The sequence below is a fragment of the Desulfamplus magnetovallimortis genome (assembly GCF_900170035.1).
GTDB classification, from domain to species: Bacteria; Desulfobacterota; Desulfobacteria; order Desulfobacterales; family Desulfobacteraceae; genus Desulfamplus; species Desulfamplus magnetovallimortis.
In genome coordinates this window covers 88,704-111,709 of sequence record NZ_LT828544.1, presented here as the reverse complement: position 1 = coordinate 111,709, position 23,006 = coordinate 88,704, and the positions used below count along the sequence as shown (strand labels likewise).

19 protein-coding genes are annotated in these 23,006 nt (G+C 42.4%); 13 read left to right on the top strand and 6 right to left on the bottom strand.

From position 1 onward, the window contains the following. Positions 1 to 25: 25 nt before the first annotated feature. The 6 genes from MTBBW1_RS10600 to MTBBW1_RS10575 all read right to left on the bottom strand — a co-directional run bounded on the left by MTBBW1_RS10600 (position 26) and on the right by MTBBW1_RS10575 (position 5,736). Entirely contained in the window at positions 26 to 1,081 is a 1,056-nt protein-coding gene (locus tag MTBBW1_RS10600) for a PDDEXK nuclease domain-containing protein (RefSeq protein WP_080803113.1), read from the bottom strand. Then, on the bottom strand, positions 1,078 to 1,623 hold the full coding sequence (locus MTBBW1_RS10595) for a DUF1016 N-terminal domain-containing protein (RefSeq protein ID WP_080803110.1): 546 nt from the start codon (positions 1,621 to 1,623) through the stop codon (positions 1,078 to 1,080). The genes MTBBW1_RS10600 and MTBBW1_RS10595 overlap by 4 nt, the downstream gene beginning before the upstream one ends. A 54-nt stretch (positions 1,624 to 1,677) precedes the next feature. After that, positions 1,678 to 1,983 (bottom strand): helix-turn-helix domain-containing protein, encoded by a 306-nt coding sequence (locus MTBBW1_RS10590; protein ID WP_080803106.1) that lies wholly within the window; start codon positions 1,981 to 1,983, stop codon positions 1,678 to 1,680. Further along, the gene (locus MTBBW1_RS10585; RefSeq protein WP_222424036.1) at positions 1,980 to 2,336 is read right to left on the bottom strand and encodes a type II toxin-antitoxin system RelE/ParE family toxin; all 357 of its coding nucleotides are present in this window, start codon (positions 2,334 to 2,336) and stop codon (positions 1,980 to 1,982) included. The genes MTBBW1_RS10590 and MTBBW1_RS10585 overlap by 4 nt, the downstream gene beginning before the upstream one ends. Before the next feature lie 249 nt (positions 2,337 to 2,585). Continuing rightward, complete coding sequence (locus tag MTBBW1_RS10580; protein ID WP_080803748.1) at positions 2,586 to 3,974, bottom strand: RNA-binding domain-containing protein; 1,389 nt, start codon at positions 3,972 to 3,974, stop codon at positions 2,586 to 2,588. A gap of 187 nt (positions 3,975 to 4,161) precedes the next feature. Continuing rightward, the gene (locus MTBBW1_RS10575; RefSeq protein WP_080803100.1) at positions 4,162 to 5,736 is read right to left on the bottom strand and encodes a type I restriction-modification system subunit M; all 1,575 of its coding nucleotides are present in this window, start codon (positions 5,734 to 5,736) and stop codon (positions 4,162 to 4,164) included. 387 nt (positions 5,737 to 6,123) lie between these two features. Here MTBBW1_RS10575 and MTBBW1_RS10570 point away from each other — a divergent pair, with 387 nt between their 5' ends. The 13 genes from MTBBW1_RS10570 (at position 6,124) to panB (ending at position 22,660) form a co-directional block, all read left to right on the top strand. Beyond that, entirely contained in the window at positions 6,124 to 6,348 is a 225-nt protein-coding gene (locus MTBBW1_RS10570) for a hypothetical protein (RefSeq protein WP_080803097.1), read from the top strand. Between the two features lie 634 nt (positions 6,349 to 6,982). Next, positions 6,983 to 8,413, top strand: a complete 1,431-nt coding sequence (locus tag MTBBW1_RS10565) for an FAD-binding oxidoreductase (protein ID WP_080803093.1) — start codon at positions 6,983 to 6,985, stop codon at positions 8,411 to 8,413. Positions 8,414 to 8,488: 75 nt separating this feature from the next. After that, positions 8,489 to 9,427, top strand: a complete 939-nt coding sequence (locus tag MTBBW1_RS10560; RefSeq protein ID WP_080803090.1) for a hydrogenase iron-sulfur subunit — start codon at positions 8,489 to 8,491, stop codon at positions 9,425 to 9,427. 10 nt (positions 9,428 to 9,437) lie between these two features. Beyond that, on the top strand, positions 9,438 to 10,685 hold the full coding sequence (locus tag MTBBW1_RS10555; protein WP_080803087.1) for a lactate racemase domain-containing protein: 1,248 nt from the start codon (positions 9,438 to 9,440) through the stop codon (positions 10,683 to 10,685). Positions 10,686 to 11,210: 525 nt separating this feature from the next. Further along, positions 11,211 to 13,403 (top strand): cation:proton antiporter, encoded by a 2,193-nt coding sequence (locus MTBBW1_RS10550; protein ID WP_186441205.1) that lies wholly within the window; start codon positions 11,211 to 11,213, stop codon positions 13,401 to 13,403. A gap of 397 nt (positions 13,404 to 13,800) precedes the next feature. Next, entirely contained in the window at positions 13,801 to 14,469 is a 669-nt protein-coding gene (locus MTBBW1_RS10545) for a GntR family transcriptional regulator (RefSeq protein ID WP_080803081.1), read from the top strand. Between the two features lie 166 nt (positions 14,470 to 14,635). Continuing rightward, on the top strand, positions 14,636 to 15,640 hold the full coding sequence (locus tag MTBBW1_RS10540) for a Bug family tripartite tricarboxylate transporter substrate binding protein (protein WP_080803078.1): 1,005 nt from the start codon (positions 14,636 to 14,638) through the stop codon (positions 15,638 to 15,640). Between the two features lie 246 nt (positions 15,641 to 15,886). After that, complete coding sequence (locus MTBBW1_RS10535) at positions 15,887 to 16,660, top strand: hypothetical protein (protein ID WP_080803075.1); 774 nt, start codon at positions 15,887 to 15,889, stop codon at positions 16,658 to 16,660. A 154-nt stretch (positions 16,661 to 16,814) separates the two neighbouring features. Then, positions 16,815 to 18,338 (top strand): tripartite tricarboxylate transporter permease, encoded by a 1,524-nt coding sequence (locus tag MTBBW1_RS10530; RefSeq protein WP_080803072.1) that lies wholly within the window; start codon positions 16,815 to 16,817, stop codon positions 18,336 to 18,338. A 26-nt stretch (positions 18,339 to 18,364) separates the two neighbouring features. Then, positions 18,365 to 19,333, top strand: a complete 969-nt coding sequence (locus tag MTBBW1_RS10525) for a sugar phosphate isomerase/epimerase family protein (RefSeq protein ID WP_080803069.1) — start codon at positions 18,365 to 18,367, stop codon at positions 19,331 to 19,333. Between the two features lie 147 nt (positions 19,334 to 19,480). Next, positions 19,481 to 20,923: a four-carbon acid sugar kinase family protein gene (locus tag MTBBW1_RS10520; RefSeq protein WP_186441204.1), complete on the top strand. Its 1,443-nt coding sequence runs from the start codon at positions 19,481 to 19,483 to the stop codon at positions 20,921 to 20,923. After that, positions 20,916 to 21,761: a class II fructose-bisphosphate aldolase gene (locus MTBBW1_RS10515; protein ID WP_080803064.1), complete on the top strand. Its 846-nt coding sequence runs from the start codon at positions 20,916 to 20,918 to the stop codon at positions 21,759 to 21,761. The genes MTBBW1_RS10520 and MTBBW1_RS10515 overlap by 8 nt, the downstream gene beginning before the upstream one ends. A 59-nt stretch (positions 21,762 to 21,820) precedes the next feature. Next, complete coding sequence (gene panB / locus MTBBW1_RS10510) at positions 21,821 to 22,660, top strand: 3-methyl-2-oxobutanoate hydroxymethyltransferase (protein ID WP_222424035.1); 840 nt, start codon at positions 21,821 to 21,823, stop codon at positions 22,658 to 22,660. The last annotated feature ends 346 nt before the right edge of the window (positions 22,661 to 23,006 follow it).

The following is a 23,006-nucleotide window of genomic DNA, read 5'->3' as shown; positions in this document are numbered from 1 at the left end:
CATCCCTTTCCCTTTCCCTAATCCTTCATTGTGTCAATTTATCCAAATCAGCTTCAATTTCTTCAATAGTAGGTAAGCTGCCCTTTAAATCTTCAGGTAAATTTTCGGTCAAGGTAAACTCACTGACCCCCATGGGCTTGTTGATGTCCCGCAGGGCAAATTCCGTTTCGATCTTGTTCTTGTCCCTGCAGAGCAGTATCCCGATGGTTTGGTTGTCTGATTCTGATTTGAGTAAGCTGTCCACTGCGGATAGATAAAAATTGAGCTTCCCGGCATATTCAGGGATGAACTTTGTGTTTTTCAGCTCAACCACGACGTAACACTTTAATTTGATGTGATAAAATAACAGATCCAGATAGTAGTCACTCTCTCCGACTACCAGATGATACTGCCGTCCGACAAAGGCAAATCCTTTTCCCAACTCCAACAGAAATTTTGTGATATGGGTAATGAGCTGTTTTTCGATATCCCGCTCATTGTAGGGGGATGTGAGGGTCAGAAAGTCAAAGCTGTAGGGATCTTTGATCGTCTGCTGTGCCAGATCGGATTGAGGTTCCGGGAGGGTTGTCTTAAAGTTGGTAATCGCATGGCCTTGACGGGAGTAGAGATTTGATTTGATCTGCAAGGCTAAGACATCCCGACTCCAGCCGTTTTCAATGGTTTCCTGGATGTAGAAGAGGGCTTCCTGTCGATCCTTTACCTTGCCGATCAACAATTTGATATGGCCCCATGGAATCTGCCTGATGTGTTGATAGATCCCATCTTTTGCCAGAATATCTGTTTCGTCCCCAAGCTGGGGACTAATTGCAACGTACTTATGAAACAGGCGGCAATATTTCAGATTAGTGACAGAGAACCCCTGAATATCAGGAAATTCTTTTCTCAAATCTTTAGACAGGCTCTCCAGAAAGCGGGAACCCCAAACCGCATCTTTTTCACAGATCATTCTACCGAGATCACAATAGAAATCAATCACAGCAGAGTTGACCGCCATCGCAGCCTTGATCTGTGCGGATCTGATTTTTGATTTCAGCCTGACAAGCCAATCTTTGTATTCGGGAGTGATATTCAAATTGCTCATACCAGGGCTTCCTCTGTGAGTTTTTCGGCTTCGGGGATGCGGATTTCTCCGGAGATTAGTTTGGGGAGTAGGGTATCGCGGAGGTTGGTTAGATTTATTGTTTGGCTTTCATTGTCGGCTATTTTTTCATCTAATGAGATAACCAGATTCTGTCCCCACGGAATTTTCACCAATTGCGCAATCAATTGTTCAAAATAGAGGGCATTCGGCATATTCTCAATAGTGGAACAAGCTGTTCCACTATTACTGACCCTCTCCACGTAAAAGAGATGCCACCTGCGAATATACTGCAAATTGGCTAAAGAAAAGCCCTTGATGGTTGGAAACTCATTCATTAAATCATGGCTCAACTGTTTGAGGAAACCACTGCCCCACTTGCTTTGTTTCTGCTTTTCAACAATATCCGCCCCCAACTCCCAGTAAAATTCCAGCAGTGTCGTGTTCACTGCTACGGCTGCTTTAAGTTGGGATTGCCGGACTTTGTTTTTAAATGTTTTCAGCCACTCCAGATAATCACCGTTTTGTGCCAGGTCACTACCCATAATTCAGCACCTCCAAATTCTCCCGAATCACCCCATCCAGCTTTGCCGATTTTTTCAAAGAAGAGCCTCCAAACCTTTTCGTTCCATAATATCCAATAATTTTCTTGATGCCCCAGCAGGTTTTTTGTTGCCCTGTTCCCACTTCTGAACAGTTGATGGGCTTATATTGAAAACACTTGCCAAAGCAGCTTGACTCAACCTGAACCGTTTTCTGATGGAAATAATTTTTGCAGGAGGATAATCCTTGATTTCAGGGAGGCAGAGTTTTTCAATATTTTTCAAGGTAATATCATCTACCACCCCACTTCTGTTTAAATCCTTGACTGTTTTTGTGATTGATTCTGCAATGGATTTTCTCATTCTCTTACCTCAATAAAATCTCCGTTTTGAATTGCAATTTCAATTTCGCTTTGCGAAAGTTTGATTATGATTCGGGAGAACTCTTTCATGGCATGAAGCTCTTTGGGTGATAAATTTGATTTTTCATTTTTGGCAAAACCGTGAATAAAGATCGCTCGATCATCCTTTTTGTAGCATATGATTGTTCTCCCGCTACCACTTTTACCTTTCCCTTCAAAGCGAACTCTTTTTTTATACAAATATCCTCCTAAATTAGCCTCAAATTGTCCTGATTCCAATTCTGAGAGAGCTATTTTAAGATCTTCATCGGATATCTTCTGCTTTGATATCCATTTTGAAAAGTTTTTTGTCATCAGTCGTTTCATAATTCATATTACATAGCACTAAGTGATATGCACATCAACTTAAAAAGAGTGATTCGTTCATAGAGTCCGATTTCTATATTTTTTAGCTCGCTTAACCACTCCATATAGTCACCCCGTCCTGCCTAAGCTCACTTCCCATAACCCAGCACCTCCAAATTCTCCCGAATCACCGCATACAGCTTTGCCGACTCTGTAATCTGTAGATTCAGATAATTGCACAGCAAGCTGCTTCGCAGATTAAGCATCATTGCTTTCTTTCAAGGTAACTTCCCAATGTCCACGGGTGCCCCCGATGCGTTTCAAAACCCCCTTCTTTTTCAGAACATTCATGTGTTTTTCAAGCGCGGATTTATTGATGGAGAGCATTTCAACAATTGCCCGATAGCTTACAGTTGGATTCGCTTTTATGATAGACAGAACCTCTTTTTGACGTTGGGTTAATTCGATTGTCCCACCTATTGTCCCACCCATTGTCCCACTTATTGGGGTATCATCTGCATCTTTTTCTTCCGTGGCTTCCCGTTTTACCTCATCTTCCAATGCCAGAGCTTCAGGCGATATGGGAAACGTGGTACGGACAAAATAGCTGGAAAAGGTATAAGATTCTCGGGGGTAAGCCTTTAAAATTCGGGGTATTCCGGATCCGAGAAATTCCACCATCTCTAAATCCTTAAATACACGCATGATCGCTTTATTACGAGGCATGGAATAACCAGCAAAAAAGTATTCCTGCTCCTGTCCCGGATGTATGGATGCTGCGGAAGTTATTTCCAGCCTGTCGGTGAAAATTTCAAATTTAGGCACAAGTTCAGTGGCATAGTCATTGTGAATGATGGCATTGATGACCGCCTCACGGAGTGCTACTGTATCCCAATATGAACGGTTGATCCGCTCGCGTGGTGTGATTTGGTTAATTACCCGGTTCTCAACCGCCTCCAGTTTATCCAAAATCATTTTACATGTCTTGACCAGACAACAGAAGCCATAATCCTTGCTTTCAAGAAGATCCACCCGATCAGTTCCAGCATATTTTGCCACCTGCACGGTATTTCCGTTCTGATCGGCCATTAAGTAACCGTTATAGTTGTAAAAGCCATCTTCTGTTAGTAGCTCCAAATTGGCGGCAAACTTATCGTTCAGGGTCAATCCCGCTTCCTGATAATAGATTCTGAGCTGTTCAAAGCTTAAATCCTGCCGAATCGACCGAATACGTGAAAGGGAGTTCCTGGTTCGCTGGGAAAAGAGATCTTCGATCATGCGGGTCGGCATGGGCTCACTGGCACTGCCGATGCGGATAAAACATCCCTTTTCCGACATGCCGTATTTACGGAGGTGATAGGGCTTTTCTGAACCACTGGCCACAATGATTTTGATCAGGTCTTTGCCGTCCCGGTTCTCGTGGATGACATCAAACAGACCCAGTGCCGAAGGGAGAATGTTGTGTTTTAATCGGTCTTTGACGGCAAGCTGCACCTTGTCCACGTTGGAAATTCCGTAGGGACTACCATCATCATTCACGCCGATGTAGATAATACCGCCATCTGGATAGTTCAGAAAAGCAACGACCTCTTTTTCCAGGGAATCGGTAAGTTGCTGCTTATATTCAATGCGATTTGATTCAGCCATAATTTTTTCGACATCCTTCATATCAGCTTAAAAGTAGTTTACACTTTCCTTTAATTGTCTGAATCACGGATTGCCACAGATTACGCAGATTACACAGATTTTTTCAATCAGTGTAATCTTTTAATCCGTTTAATCCGTTTAATCCGTGATTCAGACAAAAGAATAAGCCTCAAAAAGTTTAAACCGATCAATGAAAGACGCCATTTTTTCCATAACCCAACACCTCCAGATTCTTCCGAATCACCCCATCCAGCTTTGCCGAATCTTCCATCTGTGCGTAAAGGGTCTGGCTCATCTCGGTCATCTTGGTTTCAAAGGGGATGCCGTCATCTTCCATGGGCGGTGCTCCCACGTAACGCCCAGGGGTCAGGACATAATCGTTTTTCCTGATCTCTTCGGTGGTGGCGGATTTACAATATCCGGCCTGGTCTTCATAATCGCTGTTTTCCGTTTCACTTCGCCAGTCATGATAGGTTTTGGCAATGGCTTCAATATCTTCATCGGTGAGTTCTTTTTGCTTCCGGCTGATCATCTCCCCGATTTTCCGGGCATCAATGAAGAGAGTCTCCCCCTCACGGTTGCGGAACCCCCGTTCGCTGTGGGCTTTTTTGGATTTGGTGAGAAACCAGAGAGAGACCGGAATCTGGGTGGTGTAGAAGAGCTGACCCGGAAGTGCCACCATGCAATCCACAAGATCATTTTCCACAAGCTTCTGACGGATTGCCCCTTCACCCGATGTATTGGTGGACATGGAGCCATTGGCAAGAACAAAGCCTGCCACACCATGCTCGGAGAGCTTGGAGACCATGTGGAGAATCCAGGCATAGTTGGCATTGCCCACAGGTGGGGTTTCGTATCCATCCCACCTTGAATCGTCGGTGAGTTCATTGGCTGCCCGCCATGCCTTCATATTAAAGGGCGGATTTGCCATGATGTAATCTGCCTTTAAATCCGGATGCTGGTCTTTGAAGAAGGTGTCGACGGGGACTTCTCCAAGATTTGCAGAGATTCCACGCACTGCCAGATTCATCTTTGCCAGCTTGTATGTTGTAGCGGTGTATTCCTGCCCATAGACTGAAATATTTTTTGTATTACCGTGATGACTTTTCACAAACTTGAGGGACTGAACGAACATACCGCCGGAGCCGCAGCATGGGTCATAAATTTTGCCTTTGTAAGGCTCTATCATCTCGGCAATGAGATTGACCACACACTTGGGGGTGTAGAACTCGCCACCCAGCTTACCTTCGGAAGCTGCAAATTTGCCAAGAAAATACTCATAGACCCGGCCCACCACGTCCTCTTTTTTATCCTGAACAGTGTCGATGTTGTTGATGGCATCTATGAGGGCGGAGAGTTTGCTGCCATCCAACCCCAGACGGGAGAAATAGTTATCCGGCAATGCCCCTTTGAGCGAGGTGTTGCTTTTTTCCACCGCTGTAAGGGCTGAGTCGATCTTGATGGCTATGTCATCCTGCTTGGATTGCTGTTGGATATAGCTCCAGCGGGAGGTTTCCGGTAGATAGAAGATGTTTTTCATGGTGTAAAACTCCACCATGTCAATGTATTTTTCCTGCCCCTCTGCCATGAGTTCCGCCCGGCGCTCTTCAAATTTGTCGGAAACAAACTTGAGAAAGATTAAACTCAGGACAACGTGCTTGTATTCCGAGGATTCCACGCTACCACGTAAACGGTTTGCTGAGTCCCACAGGGATTCTTCAAAGCTTTTATTGTTTTTTGATGTTGATTTTGTCTTTACCATTGTGATCCTTGAAATTTTAGTGAGGAACATCATTGCCAATACATTTTGACAGCAGCTCATGAACGTTTGTCCATCCGCTATACACAAACGTCAAAAGGTCTAACATTATTTTTTATAAAATGCACTAATATTCTAAAAAATATACTGTATTTGCTTTTGATTTCACACTAACTGACCACCTCTAAATACAAATGCCATATATTCAAAATCGAAACCTATGATCTTTTAAGCCTTGTCAACACTGTCTGAATCAGGATAACCAGTATAACCAGGATGTTCAGGATACTTAATCCTGCCTTATCCTGTTAATCCAGGGTATCCTGATTCAGACAATTTATAGAAGTTAACAAAGTAGAACTAAAATCATAAAATTAAAAAGAGGAATCAATGAATAGTATATCAGTAAGAGGAATTGATGAAGATTTAGCTGTGTTGTTGAAACAGGAGGCAGCTAATGCAAAAATGAGCGTGAACCAGTTTGTTCTTGATACATTAAAAAAAAGGGTAGGCCTAAAAAAAGAGCTGCGTTTTACAAAAGAGTATTCTGATTTAGATCACCTTTTTGGAAAATGGACACAAGATGAGTTTGACTCAATTCAGCAAAAACTATAGTTTGATTTTAAATGGACTCAAAGGAAAAGGTACTCCTATACCCACGAATGATATCTGGATTGCCGCTGTTGCCCTACAGCACGGATTAAAGCTTTATTGATTAGATAAGCATTTTAGTAATATTGAAGGTTTGTTGCTTGTTTCCCGCTGTTAGCCCTGTTTTAACAATGGCTATCTTAGAGCAACCTATGTAAAGTTCATTACTTGATATTTCAAATCCAAATACAGGCTTTCCCCACTTAATTTTATTCTCTCCAAATATCAGCTACGGCACGTTAATCGGTCTTTGAGGGCAAGCTGCACCTTATCCACGTTGGGCATGCCGTAAGGACTGCCATCCTCATTCATTCAAATTCAGTAAATGGAAAAAAACAATAAGATGTCGATTCTGAGTATCTATTTCACCTCCCCAATTATGATCTACTATAACAAAAATGACTGATTATTTACACTTGCATCCAAACACGTTCACAAGAAAAATTACTGTTCACTAATTGAATTTTGTTGACCTAAAGCTCTTTTTTCTGTTTAAGAATAATAACATTTTGCATTAGGCATCATTGCCCATTTTATTTTCGCATAAAAATATTATATAACCCATATATTACATAAAATATATTTAAAGAGGGAAATAATGAAAAATATTGATACATCCAGACTTAAAAGTATCGTAGGAGAGGAGAATATAAAAACCGATCCAGCCGATCTGTTTATTTATGGGTCAGACTCATCTGTTCATTCTGCCAGCCCCTGGGTGGTAGCAAGACCTGCAAACACTGAGCAGGTACAAAAGATAATGGCCTATGCAAACCAGGATAAAATTCCTGTAGTAACAAGGGGCTCTGGTTCTGGTATGTGCGGACAGACTGTGCCTGTAAAAGGCGGCATAACCCTTGACATGAAAAAGATGAACAAAATACTTGAAATCAATCCTTCAGATGTATTCTGTCGTGTTGAACCAGGAGTTGTAGATGATGATCTCAATCAGGCACTGAAACCTTTTGGGGTCTTTTATCCCCCCACACCTGCTTCAAGCAGAATAGCAACAATAGGTGGTGAAATCGGCAACAACGCAAGTGGAGTACGTTCTGTTAAATATGGTGCAACCCGTGACAGCGTACTTGGCCTTAAGGTAGTTCTTGCAGATGGCTCCCTTGTAAATCTTGGTGCAAGGACAAGGGTAGAGGCAACAGGATACCAGCTCCACAAACTAATTGTAGGGTCAGAAGGAACACTTGGAGTAGTTGTTGAAGCAACTCTGGGATTTGTTCCCATTCCAAAGTTCAGATGCCTTGGCATAGCCAATTTTGATCAACTTGAGGATGCAGGAAAGACTGTTGCAGATATCATGGGATCTGGAATTGTCCCCTCAATGCTGGAACTTGTGGACAACGTTGCCATAAAGGCTGTAAACAAAACCATGAACCTTGGTCTTCCAGATGTACAGGCCGCTCTTCTTTATGAGGCAGACGGGATGGTCAAAGAGGCAGTTGATTACGAAATTGAAGCCATGCAAGAGGTTTGTCGTAAAAACAATGGTTTTGGTCTTGTAAGCAGCTATGATGCAGAGGAGAGAGCAAAAATTTTCCTTGGCAGAAAAAAGCTTTTTCCAGCACTGTCAAAATTCAGTGATCTGCTCTCCAGCACATCACTTGCCGATGACATGGCTGTGCCCTACTCCAAGATGGCTGAGACTGCAAGAAAAATCCATGAAATTGCCAAAAGAAACAATATTATCATGACAGCTTACGGCCATTGCGGTTCCGGCTGCATGCATACCAAGATTCTCATGGAACCCAACCGTCAAGATCAGTGGGAATCAGCAAAAAAGGCGGTCTCAGAAATCTATGAATATGTCCGGTCGGTAAATGGTACCACATCGGCGGAACACGGTATCGGAATTTCAAAAGCTTCGGCATTTAAGCTGGAAAAAAGCGACAGTCTCAATCTAATGTCCAATATCAAGCGGGCATTTGATCCCAATAACATACTCAATCCTGGAAAATTAATGGATGCCCATGACGACTGGGTAACAGCCACTGACTTAAGATACATGGTTGCCTGATTACATGCTTGCCTGATTAGAGACCCTTTATTACACCCGATATTGACATTGAATAAAACTGATGGAGCCGGATATATGGAAACAAGACCATTTGAGCCAAAACATCTTGATAAATGGAAATCAAACTTAGACAGTTGCATACGATGCGGATACTGCTATGAACATTGTCCTGTATTTAAACACACCCGATGGGAATCTGACTCTCCACGGGCAAAGTTAATTATTTTATATGGCTTACTTGCCGGCAAACTTGAACCGTCAACTTATATTGCAGATAAAATTTTTTCCTGCTTTCACTGCGGTCGATGCGTAGCTGCCTGCTCAAGCGGAGTGCCTCTTATTGAAGTATTTACCGATGCAAAACGAGATTTTAAGGGTACAGCATTTGAAGTTTCTGGAACCACTTCCATTACCAATAGTGATTGCGCTGCCTGCCTGACCTGCGTCAGAGCCTGCCCCCATGAAGCTCGGGATTTTATTAATGGCAAAATAGTCACAGATACTGTTAAATGCCAAAGCTGCGGAATCTGTATTGATATCTGTCCTAACAATGCAGCATCATCCTGCCTGAGTTACGGAACAAACAGCTCTGCACTTAAAAATGAGATAGGAAATTTTCTTGAAAAAGATACATCAAAGGCAATTGTCTTTGGCTGCAACTGGTCATATTACCCTGATTTTCAATCTTCAAAAATGGATAGAGCTCCATCTGAATATAAAATTCTCATCAACATGTGCGGAGGAAGGCTTGAAAAAACCCTGATCCTTGAACCGCTACTCCAAAACGGATGGGGAGTTCTTGTGGCCTGCTGCCCTGATGGAGATTGCGAACATGACGGCAATGTAAAGGCAAAACTCCATGTAAAAGCTCTAAGAGACCTTCTTGGACAGATGGATATAAATCCGGAGAGACTTCAGCTTGTACAGATAAAGCATGGAGACAAGGCAGGATTTCAAAAGGCTATTGATACATTTATGGAGACCATCAATAAACTTGGCCCCCTGAAACAATAAGGAAAGAGTCATGCAGATAAAAGTACCTTACGGACGAAACGGTCAAGAGACAGCAATCATAAGCGATGAACTTGACATAAAATTTTTAGAGGCAAACGACGTTGAGATAAAACCATTTGAAAGCCTTATGGAACAGGCACTGAGCAACCCTGTCAACAGTCCTGATTTGACAGATTTTATAGCTGATGCAAAAGATATTCTTGTAATTGTAAATGACGCTACCCGACCAACCCCCACACGAAAGGTTATGGACTTCATCTATAACAGGATAAATCAGGTTCCTGTGAAATTCATAATTGCCACAGGAGCGCACAGAGGGCCAAGCCATGAGGAGTACATCCAGATTTTTGGAGATCATTACGAAAAGATAAAAGAGGATATAATCGTCCACGATGCCAAAAAGTCCGAAGATATGGTCTTTCTTGGAAAAAGCAGCAACGGAACCGAGATGTACGTGAACCGTGCAGGAGTTGATGCCCACAAGATCATCATCATAGGCTCAGTTGAACCCCACTACTTTGCAGGCTATACCGGCGGAAGAAAATCATTTTTGCCCGGAATTGCAGGATTCAACACCATAGAGCAGAACCATAAACTTGCCCTTGTCCCAGAGGCAAAAGCACTTGCCCTTGAGGGTAATCCAGTCCATGAAGATATGGTTGATGCCCTTTCAGTTGTTAAAAAAGATATTTTTGCCATCATGACCGTGCTTGATAAGGATCATAATGTTTATGCTGTAACAGCCGGTGAAATCCATGACTCTTTCATGGAGGCAACAGATAGAGCAAACGAGGTATTTGCGGCACACATAAAAGAAAAAGCAGATATCGTTGTATCTGTTGTAAAATTCCCCCAGGACATTGACCTATATCAGGCCCAAAAAGGCATAGATAATGCAAAACTTGCCCTTAACGAAAACGGCATCATGATACTTGTGGCAAAATGCCGTTGCGGAATAGGCGGCAAGGCATTTGCCGATCTTCTCGGAAGCTGTGAAACCCCACAGGATGTTCTTGATACCATTGAAAAAGGGTATAAACTGGGCTATCACAAAGCAGGCAAAATGGCTGAAATAGGCATATGGGCTGAAATGTGGGGAGTTACCGATATTGAAGACAAGGTGATTGAACCACTTTTTATAAGGCCGTTTCACTCCCTTCAGGAAGCCCTTGATAAGGCCATAGAGAAAAAGGGAAATTCCGCAAAAATTCTTTTTCTCATGGATGGTGGCCTTACTGTTCCTCTATATGAAGGATAAGGTACCCCAATATACTCAAAGTCGACATTTATAATCTATTGAGCCTTGTCAATACTGTCTGAATCAGGATGTCCATGATTAACACTCAAAATCGACACCTATGATATTTTGAGCCTTGTTGATACTGTCTGAATCAGGATGCCCATGATTAACACTCAAAATCGACACCTATGATATTTTGAGCCTTGTTGATACTGTCTGAATCAGGATGCCCAAGATTAACAAGATAAGGCAGGATTATCTATCCTGAATATCCTGAATATCCTGTTAATCCTGGTTATCATGGTTATCATGATTCAGACAAATTCAGTAACTGCAAAAAAAGCAATAAGATGTCTATTTTGAGCATATAACCTATATGGCGGATAGCCACCACAATCGAATAAGAGAGTTCATAAGAAACAATTTACCTCAGTGTTCTTTCAAGGTATAGCTGACGGGTAATCAATCTCCCCCTCTCCAGCCATGAAGAGGGGGCAGGTTCGTGGTAAATTTATTTTCGCTCTTTTCCCTAATTGTGTTAAAATGGCTGCCATGGAAAATATCAACATCACATTTGCGCTGGCTATTCTACTTGCAACCGGCTTTGCTGCTGCAAGGGCAGGCACCCTTGTGGGCCTTCCGTCGGTCACCGGCTATATTCTTGCGGGCATTGCCCTTGGTCCTTCAGGGCTTGACCTGATACCCCATGAGACAGTGAACAGCCAGTTAAAACACTTCACAGAAATCGCACTGATGCTCATAGCCTTTGGTATTGGTGAACACCTTGAGATCATGCGACTTCGTTCCCGTGCCAAAAGTGTCATCACCATTGGAATAAGCGAAATTCTCGGGGCCTTTATATGTGTAATGACAGGTACTTTCCTTGTGGCTCGTCTGCTTGATGTAGGAGGAGCAGATTGGAATAACTACGATTATCTCCTGCTGGCAACACTTTTTGGGGCTGTTTCCGTGGCAACCGCTCCTGCTGCAACCCTCCATGTTATGCGGGAAATCGGTGCTTCAGGCCCCTTTACCACAACACTCATGGCAGTGGTGGCCATAGACAACGGTCTTGCAATCATGCTGTTCGGTATTGCTGTTTCCATTACCCATCATGTCATAACATCAGAAGGTGCTTCCATCTGGGTTGCACTAAGTGCGGGTCTCCTTGAAATATGCGGCTCACTGACCATGGGAATTGTAACGGGAATGCTCATGGATAGTGTTGCCAACCGGTTGAAAAACCCTGGAGAAATTCTCACTGCCGGCCTTGCAGCACTTTTGCTTTGCGGAGAAATTGCCACACTTCTCAACTTTTCACCCCTGCTTGCCGGTATTGCCGCAGGTTTCACCATCGTCAACCGCGATTACCGCGACATTCGCCTTTTTCGCCATCTTAATGCTTTTGAGCCTCCTATTTACGTTCTTTTTTTTACCCTTGCCGGTATCCACCTGAATCTTAAAGCTCTTGCTGTGGCAGGCTGGCTGGGAATTGCCTATTTTTTGTTCAGGATCATAGGCAAGATAGCCGGTGCTGCCCTGGGAAGCCGTGCTGCGAGAACATCCAAATCCATCCGAAACTATCTTGGCCTTGGCTTGACACCCCAGGCAGGCGTGGCCATCGGCCTTGTTTTTTTGATTAACGGTGACCCTGTAATCCAGAAATTCTCCGTAATAATCGCCCCTGTGGTTCTTGCCGGAGTGCTTCTCTCCGAGCTGATCGGCCCTCTTTGTACAAGAAAAGCCATTGAACTTGCAGGTGAAAATCGTGAATCCCTTTTAAATACAAATGATCTTAAGCAGCTTCGTCAGGGGAAAACCGAAACTGCCCCAACCTCACCCGCAATTGAGATTCTGTCAGAACCCAAAGGGGTTCCCATGGTACCCTGGACATGGAAAAAGCTAACTCATGACAACCCATGGAACAGTCGGAATTCAGAACCGGACGGTGCTGTTGTTTTTGAAGCAGAAGCCCTTGGAATCACACCGGCTCTGGCGCGGATGTCTGCCATATTTGCCCACCACTTCAAAGCTGTGGCAACTGCCAGCCATTTCCTGCCGGAAAAAGCAGATGTGGCAGAGAAAGATAAAGAACGATCGGAACAGTTGCTACAGGCCGCAAAAGCAGAGCTGACCATAATGGGTGCAAGGCTCCAAATTGCAACCCATTCAAAACCTTCAAGGGCAAAGGGAATCCTCACCGTTGCGAGACAACAGAAAACACATGCCATTGTCCTTGGCCATACCCATGCAAGGCTCCCTTCCTCTTTTCAAAGACTCATTGAGGAGATTGTTGAGAATGCATCCTGCAATACAGTGGTTTTTCGTTTCTTAGGAGTATTGCATACAGAAAGGATTCTTGTGGTCATTGTGAGCATGGGAGATCTGATGCAACTAAAGGAGATCATCTGCGCCCTTGCCGCAGTAGGTCCACACCGGCTTACAATCTTACGTCTTTTACCTTCCTACAAAAACCAAAAAGAGCAGCTCAGGGCAAAAAACATACTTACAGGCTGGATTCAGAAAGAGAACCTGTCACAATTTGCAGAAGGTGTCATAGAGGCAACAGAAGCCCGTGTTGAGACAATAATGACCTGTGCTGAAAACAATGACCTTATTGTTATGAGCGCTCCTGAAACCAACGGCCTTCAAAAGCTCTTTTTCGGCTCCCTTGTGGAACGGGTCTCCAATAGTGTTGAAAAAAACATGATCATGCTCTACCCACCTGCAATTTAATCCATCACTCCATTCAATCCACGCAAAATCGACATTTCATATAACGTACATGGCGGATAGCCGCCACAATCGAAGTGTTGAAAGTCTTTATAAAAACAGCCACTTACTGAGACTTTCATATAAACGTACATGGCTGATGACCGCCACAATCGAAGGGATGAAAGTCTTTATAAAAACAGCCATTTGCGGGGACTTTCATATAACGGCCATGGCAGTTCCATCTGCCACAACGAAGCATGAAAGTCCTTAAAAAAACCTTTAACCACGGGGACTTTCTTATAAAAATGAAAGATGCCAAAAATGATTATTAAAAAAAAATTATTGACAGAATTTTGCATATTGAATATTGTATTCAAAATACAATATTCAATATGCAAAAGAGAGAGAAAGGGGCTATATGAAAAATTTGGGTATTGATTATGAAAATCTGGATCAGAAAGTTTACCAGGTTATAAAAAATATGATTGAAGAGAGAAAGTTACTCCCCGGCGAAAAAATTCCCCAGGAGAAACTTGCCAAAGAACTTGGTATCAGTCGAACCCCTTTAATAAGTGCCCTAAAATTTCTGGAGCATGAAAAGCTGGTACAGGCAAAACCGAGAAGAGGATATTTTGTCCGTCTTTTCACCACAGACGAGATGATATCAATATTTGAGATCAGGGAGCTTCTCGAAGGTCTTTCAGCCCGTAGAGCTGCCCTTTCCATAAAAAAGGAAGATGCCGAGTTGCTACAGGGGATCTTTAAACCTTTTCTTAATAAAGATAAAATTACAGATTATCAGGCATATTCCCGAGCTGACAGAAAATTCCACACAATTATTGCTCAAATAGGTTCCAAGGAGTTCCTTACCGCCATCCTTCAAACCCTTAACATCATTACCCTTGCTTACCAGAATATCACCAGTGAAGGACTTATCAGGGAACCAAATGACACAATTGATGATCACCTGAAAATTACAGAAGCAATTTGCAGCCACGACTCAGAAAAAGCTGAAATGCTTATGCGTGAACACCTGCAAGGCTCAATTAAACAGATGAAAACCATGCTTAAAAAGGAGGAAAAATAATCAGACACTGCGAGCATTTCGCTACCCCAACAATGGAAATAATATATTAATTTCCACAATAAGCTGTCATGGCCGGAGTCCGGCCCCCCCCGATCATGGAAATAATGTATCTATTTCCACGGTAAAAAACTCTTAACAAATACAACAAAAAACTGGAGATGGAAAAATGAAGAAAATTTTAGCGGTTTCCTTAATTGTCTTTTTGTCATTAACAGCAGGAGCATTTGCAGGCAAAGATTTTCCCAAAAGAAATATAACAAACGTTGTGGTCTGGGGTGCAGGTGGAGGAACAGATACCTGTAACAGAGTTGTCTGTGCTGAAATGGCAAACTTTCTTGGTGTAAATATTAATGTAATAAACAAAACCGGTGGTGTTGCAGGTTCTGTTGGAATGAGCCATGCCTATTCACAGAAACACGACGGTTACACTCTGTGCGGCCTTTCTGAGTCTAACGTAACGGCTGGAGTTCAAGGCGGATGGGATAAAAAGTTTGATGTTTGGGATACCTTTATTGTTGGAGGTTCTCCTGATGTTATTTCTGTTACACCAGATACTCCATATAAGACTCTTAAAGATCTCATTGAAGCTGCAAAAGCAAATCCAAAATCAATTAAAGCAGCAGCAGGCGGTGCCGGTTCTATACATCATCTAAACCTTTTAGCTGTTGAAAAAGGCTCTGGTGCCCAGTTCAATTTTATTCCCTACAAAGGCTCAAGCCCAAGCCAGAATGCAGCAATGACCGGAGAAGTCAGCGTAGTTGTTACATCTCTTGCAGAACAGCAGCAGCTTCTAAGGGGCGGAAAATTAAGAGCCCTTGGCATGCTGATACCTGAATCCTTTGATGTGGAAGGACTTGGAACCATACCATCATCATTTGATTCCTATGAAGGTCTTTCCCAATATCTTCCCATATCACAGGCAATCGGCTTTGCTGTTCCTGCTGATGTTCCGGAAGAGGTAAAACCGGTTCTTGTGGATGCCTTTAAAAAAGCCATGGATACAGACAAGGTAAAAACCTGGGCTAAAGAGAACTATTATCTGCTTTCCGGAAAAACCGGTGCAGAGTCAAAAGCTGTTTTTGATGCCCTTGAATCCAATTTTGCTTGGACTCTGTGGGAACTCGGTGCTGCCAAGATTAATCCTGAAACCCTTGGCATAACCAAGCCATAAGTTTTAATTGTTACCCTACCCTCATGGTTACGAGGATATCACAACGACAGATGAAAGTCGTTAATTATGAGTATGTTAAGGAGACTCTCAAATAAACCCTCATGATTAAGAGGATATCATAACAATGCATGAAAGTCTTTATATATCAACACTTTATGGAGACTTTCAAATAAAAACAAATAGAGGGGCAACCAGCTTGCAGTTGCCCCTTCTTGAAAAGCCATTAGAATTGGGAATTTATCACCAATGATGAAAACAGAAGATTTGCGGAAAGCTGACTTTTTCTCAGGTTCAGCAATTACCTTGCTTGGCCTTTTAATTTCAGGCGGAGCGCTTCAGATGCCAATGAAAGATTCCTGGGGCGGAGTACAGAATGTCTGGTATGTATCCCCTGCAATTTTTCCTCTTTTTGTTGGTACAATACTCACTTTATTAGGACTTTTTCTTGTACGTATTTCCATAAAAAATGTGGGAAAAGAAGGCATTAAATCAACTCTTGAATATCTTTTTGGCAAATCCTTTATATTATATGCTTTTTCAGAAACAACCATAAGATTTTACGCCATACTTTTTAACCTTCTTCTATTTGTCTTTGTTATGGTGCCAAGAATTGACTTTTTTCCAGCTTCAATAATGTTCCTTCTTGTGCTGTTTCTTATGTTTTATTATAGCGACCATTCCCATCTAATATCTATTTTTAAAAAGCTTGCCTGGTTTTCCTTATTGCTTTTCATTGTGATTGTAAACAGATGGGATTCTTTTTTAGAGCCGATTATTCCATATGCAAAAGATTGGATGGTTATAGGATTCATACTCTTTTTGATCTTTCATTCTGCAAAAAGCATTAACAATGACACTGATAAAAAGAGACGTTTTCGCATATGCCTTATCATCGGCATAACAGCTCCCTTTGTCATCGGTATTATATTCAAATACTTTCTTCTGGTTCCAATGCCCTTTGAAGGTCTTGTTGTTTCCCTTTTAGACAGTATCTGGTACGCAGAAATATGGTCATCCTGATGTGCTTTTTATTAAAATTTACAAAAAAATATCATAACTTCAGGAGAAGTGAAAGTTTTAAAAGCTCTCACCAAAGTACGAAACACAAAAGTGCGCAAATGGTTAAGTGATTTAAGGCGAATTCCTTAAAGCCGCAATGGAGATATAAACAATTATGCTTCTTGAAAGACTTGGTGTGTTTTTCGATATAATCGGAAAAATGATTTTTGATCCAGTATCCCTTGCCATACTTTTTGGCTCAGTGGTTCTTGGGATTTTATTCGGTGCCATGCCCGGCCTTACATCCACACTTGGTGTAGCTCTTCTTACGGCACTGACTTACAGCATGGACACAGCAACTGCCATGATCTGTCTTCTTGCCATTTACGTAGGAGGCACCTATGGTGGTTCCTATGCATCAATTCTTATAAACATCCCTGGCACTGCCGCAGCCGCAGCAACAGCAATGGATGGTTATCCCCTGGCCTGCAAGGGAGAGGGCGGACGTGCCATCGGCCTTACCACAACATCTTCTGCAATTGGTACCATAATAAGTATGCTGTTTGTGGTGAGCATCTCCCCCATTATTTCAAAATTTGCCCTGGAGTTTACATCCTTTGAATTCTTTCTCCTGGCATTTTTCGGTATCCTCATTTCAGGGACACTCACAAGCCCAGATCTTGTAATAAAAGGATGGATATCTGGATTTTTAGGTCTTTTTCTGGCCTGTGTAGGCAGGGATCAGCTCCAGTTTTACCCAAGATTTACCTTTGGCATTCCTGAGCTTGACAGCGGCATTGAAGTTGTTCCTGTGCTAATCGGTGCATTTGGAATTCCACAGATTATAGGAGTTCTTACCAATCCCACCGAGATGGCCAAGGCCCAAAAGCTACAGCGTATTCTGCCGGAGATTGGAACAGTTGTGCGAAACTTTCCTGCCATTGTCAGATCAGCTCTTATAGGAGTTGGGATAGGTTCTGTTCCGGGTATTGGTGAAGATATTGCAGGCTGGGTATCCTACGGCACAGCCAAAAATACATCAAAGCATCCGGAAACCTTTGGCAAAGGAGAACTTCAAGGTGTTCTTGCCAGTGAAACAGCCAACAATGCCTGCGTAGGCGGTGCCATGATTCCTTTGTTAAATCTTGGTATCCCGGGAAGCCCTCCTGCTGCAATGCTTCTCGGTGCTCTTATGCTCCATGGCGTAAACCCAGGACCGATGATAACCTTTGAACATCCGTTTTTTATCCTTGAGGTTGCAGCAATACTTCTTCTGGCATCCATTGCAATGTGGATTGCAGGAATGATTCTGGCAAAACAGGTGGTCAAGGTATTAAACATCCCGACTGAACTTTTCATGCCAATCATAGGGGTGCTTTGCATTATAGGGTCATACTCACTGGGACTCAATATTTTCAACCTGTACCTTATGCTGCCTGTGGGAATAATCTGTTTGTTTCTTACAAACATGGGCTATCCCATTGCCCCTCTTGTAATAGGAGTCATTTTAGGCCCAATGGCCGACGAAAGTTTAAGACGTGCCTTAATGGTATCCCAGGGAAGTTTCATGCCTGTATTTCATAGGCCGGTATCCCTCATTCTATTTATAATCATAGTCTGGACAATATGCAGCCAGTTTGCCTGGTATAAAAATATTGTTGCATCCTTAAAACAGCGGATTTTACTGTTATTAAAATAAAACGCAAAAAACCGGAGAATATAATAATGTTAAAAATGGCCATTATTACGGGATTTCTATCCCAGACAAAGGACAGGTTCCACCAGTATAATAACCCCCTTACACTGGAAGAAAAATTTGCAGTGATGGAAACCATCAATGGGTATAATGGTGTGGAAATAGTATATCCATATGAAGTCAATGATGTTACAGAAACAGTTAATCTTCTTGAGAAATATAACCTCTCTGTTGCTGCCGTTAACGTCAATGTAAAGGCTGAACCTGAATTTAAAAATGGGGGACTTACATCCACTGATCCTGAAATACGTGCAATGGCTGTTCAGTTCATAAAAGATGCAAAGGATTTTGCAGCAAGTATAGGTGGGGACAAGGTAACATGCTGTCCCTTAGGTGATGGTTATGAATTCTCATTTCAATATGATTATGCAGCTTCCTGGAAAAATCTTGTGGAAACATTTGGCGAAGCAGGAGCCTACAGGCAGGACATTCCGCTTTTTATAGAGTATAAACCAAGTGAAACACGGGGACGCTGCTTTATTGATACTGCATCAAAAACTCTCTGCCTTTTAAATGATATCAAAGTACCATCAATGGGAGTTACCTTAGATTTTGGCCACTCCATGTATGGCAATGAAAATCCGGCTGAAGCTGTCTCTCTGATTGAGGCAAGTCCCTACAGCTATTACATACATATCAATGACAATGACGGCAAATGGGACTGGGACTACTTCTGTGGTACCCGTCACTTTCTGGAGTATGTCGAATTCCTATATTATCTGAAAAAATATAACTACAGTGATTTTCTGACATCAGACACATCTCCTACCAGGTGGGATATAAAAGGTACCTTTGAAGCCAACAGCCGTATTACCTTTAAAATCTGGAATCTTCTGGAAAAGATTGACACAGGCAAGCTGGAAAAGCTCATGAATGCAGGAGATTATCTTAAAACCTGGCAATTCATTGAAGAGAACATTTTTGCACTCAAGGCTTAACCACTCCTCATTGATAACTTCTCTGAGTGCTTCTTTAAGTTTAAACTGTCGGGTGACTTTTAAGGCTTTTCAAAGGTTCAAGGTATTTTCTACCCAACAATCAAACCTTGAAAGAACAATGAGTTACAACCATTTATGGTGTTTTCCATGAACGAAAATATTATTGAAAAAACTAAGCTCTTTACATCACTGCCACCTGAATGGCCGGAAGAGCTTCTGCCTGAAATAAAGAACAAAGTGGAAAAAGCAGCTGCTTCCTGTAAAGTTGTTATCATGGATGACGATCCCACAGGCACCCAGACCACAAGGGATCTTCCAGTTCTTACCCACTGGGATCAAAATTCCCTGGAAAAAGAGCTGACAGGTAGCTGCCCTGCCTTTTTCATACTGACCAACAGCCGAAGCCTTATACCTGATGAGGCCTGCAAACTTGCCATGGAAATAGGAGTTGCACTTAAAAATGCTGAAAAAAAAACCGCCATACGTACAACAGTTATAAGCAGGTCAGACTCCACTTTAAGGGGGCATTTTCCCATTGAGGTTGATGCAATGGCTCAGGCAATGGGAAAAAAGGATTTACCATATCTGATTATTCCTTTTTTCCTTGAAGGCGGGCGATATACAATAAACGATGTACACTATGTCCAGGAAAAGGAATCTCTTGTTCCTGCCTCCCTGACCCCATTTGCAAAAGATAAAGCTTTTGGTTTCTCCCATTCCAATCTTAAAAAATGGGTTGAAGAAAAAAGCAACGGAAGCATTGGGGCAAAAGAGGTTATCTCGGTGGGCATTGATGATATAAGAGTGGGTGGCCCAGCGAAAGTGAGGGATATACTTGAATCTGTCCCTGAAAAAAGTGCCTGCATTGTAAACGCTGTCTCATATCGGGATATGGAGGTCGTGACATCTGCCCTTCTGCTTCTGGAGTCTGAAAAAAGTGGAAAGGAATTTTTATACAGGACAGCAGCTTCCTTTGTACGTACAAGGACAGGTTTAGATAACCTATATCCACTTTTAGATAAAAACAAACTTGCCAGCTCTGTTCCCCATGGTGGACTTTTTATAATTGGTTCATATGTGGAAAAGACATCTTCACAGCTAAGTCACCTTCTACAAAATACAAATATAAAATACGTTGAAGTTGATGTTGCAAATTTGCTGAACCAACAAAGTAGAAATATTGAGATTGAGCGAGCTGCTTCAAAGGCTTACGCCTTCCTTAAAGCAGGAAAAGATTGTGCTGTTTTCACAAGCAGAGATCTTGTCACCGGTGAAGATGCAGAAGAAAGCCTTGGTATCGGCAGAATTGTAAGCGACAGCCTTATTGATATTGTCAGAAGCATTAAAGTACAGCCACGTTATTTAGTTGCAAAGGGCGGTATAACCTCCAGCGATGTGGCAACCATGGCATTGGGGGTAAAACGGGCAATGGTACTTGGTCAGGCACTGCCTGGTGTTCCTGTATGGAAACTCGGAGATGAATCCAGATATCCTGGAATGGCATACATCATCTTTCCAGGAAACGTTGGGGATGAAACAGCACTCACCACCATACAGAAAAAACTTTCAATGGATAAGCAAGATGAATAGGAAATTTGAAATCCTCCTTAAAAATGCCGGTGAAGGTAATTATGCAATACCTTCCTTCAACATTTACAACCTGGAGGGTGCAACTGCCGTTATCAAGGCAGCCGAAGAGTTGAAAAGTCCTGTTATTCTTCAAATTTTACCAACTGCACTTGAAACAGGGGGCGCTCCCCTGGTTCAGATGTGTCTGGAAATTGTGAAGCGCAGCAAAGTTCCGGCAACGGTTCATTTAGATCATTGCAGTGACCCTGATATTATATTCACGGCAATGGCCTGGGGCATAAACTCCATCATGGTGGATGGCTCCGGCATGTCATGTGAAGAGAATCTGCAATTTACAAGAGAGATGACACTTAAAATCAAGGCAGCAGGCGGAAGCGTTGAGGCAGAACTTGGTAAAATGACAGGAGAAGAGGACGGGCAGACACTCTCTTCCCAAGAAGAGCTTATGACAGACCCGGATAAGGCAGCAGATTTTGTAGATCAAACAGGCATATCAGCCCTTGCCGTATGTATAGGCAATATACATGGTAAATACAAAAATCCTCCGGTGCTTGATTTTAAACGCCTGAAGGAGATCAGAAAGCGTGTATCTGTGCCACTTGTACTACATGGAACATCAGGACTTCCAGAGGAGATGATTCAGATGGCCATGGATGCAGGTATCTCAAAATTTAATGTAAATACAGAACTCCGAAGCATCTACCTGAAAACCATGGCCTCCTGCTTTAGCTCAGACCCTGGCGTTGAACTTGTCACCATAATGAAAAAATCCATTACAGCAATGAAAGAAGCAGCAAAGGATAAGATAAGGCTTTTCAGATCAATTGACAAAGCTTAAAATACCATAGTGCCACTTTTGTTTAAATAATACAAAACCACATATTTAAGGAGAATTTTGTGAAACATACAGTTAAAACCATCCAGAAAATGAGAAATGAAAATCAACCCATAACCATGCTGACAGCATATGATTTTCCAACAGCCAAAAAGATAAATGATGCTGGCATTGACATGATCCTTGTTGGAGATTCCTGTGCCATGGTGGTTCATGGTCACCCTGACACCCTGACAGCAACAATGGATATGATGCTTCTACACTGCGGAACCGTTGCCCGTGCCTGTGACCGTACCATGGTTGTGGCTGATATGCCATTTGGTTCATTCCAGTATGGTGTTGAAGAGACAATGAGAAATGCAGCAAGATTTGTCACTGAAGCCCGTGTTGATGCCGTAAAATTTGAAGCAACCCACAATCACATAGCAAAAACAAAAGCCATTGTTGAGATGGGCATAGCTGTTGTGGGGCATGTGGGGCTACATCCCCAGGCTGTTGGTGCTCTTGGTGGGCTTAAGGTTCAGGGAAAGGATATGGACAGCGCCCGTAAAGTTGTTTCCGAGGCTCTTGCACTACAGGAAGCAGGTGTATTTGCTATCATTTTTGAAGCTGTCCCGGCAAAGCTTTCTGCATATGTCACCAAAAAGCTTGATATCCCCACCATAAGCATAGGAGGAGGCCCAGGATGTTCAGGGCAGCTTCTGGTCACACCCGATGTTCTGGGTCTATACGATAACTTCACTCCCTCATTTGCCAAACAGTATCAAAAGTTTGGAGCAATAATGTTAGATACATTCAAGCAGTACAAAGAGGAGGTTATTTCAGGGGAATTTCCTGGTGAGGCACACAGTTACAAGATGTCAGATGAAGTGCTGGAAGCCATAGAAAAAGAGTTTGGATAACACGTAAATACTCATGCCTGCGTATCAATCATCCCCAAGTATAAAAATAATAGTCATTTTCATGGTAAACAGGCATGATTGATTACCTATTAATCACCCAAAAAAATAAAAATGATAGCCATTTTAACGGTAAACTCCCATGGCCAAATGAAATTTCTGCCACCCCCGAATATGAAAATATGTATCCATTTTCACGCTAAAAAAACACATTGGGTAGATGGTTTATTTTCTGCTCAATGTGGGATAATTTATTAGACATTTTATATGAAAGTCTCTATAACTGACTGTTTTTTAAACGATTTTCATTTCTTCGATTGTGGCGGTCATCAGCCATGTACGTTTATAT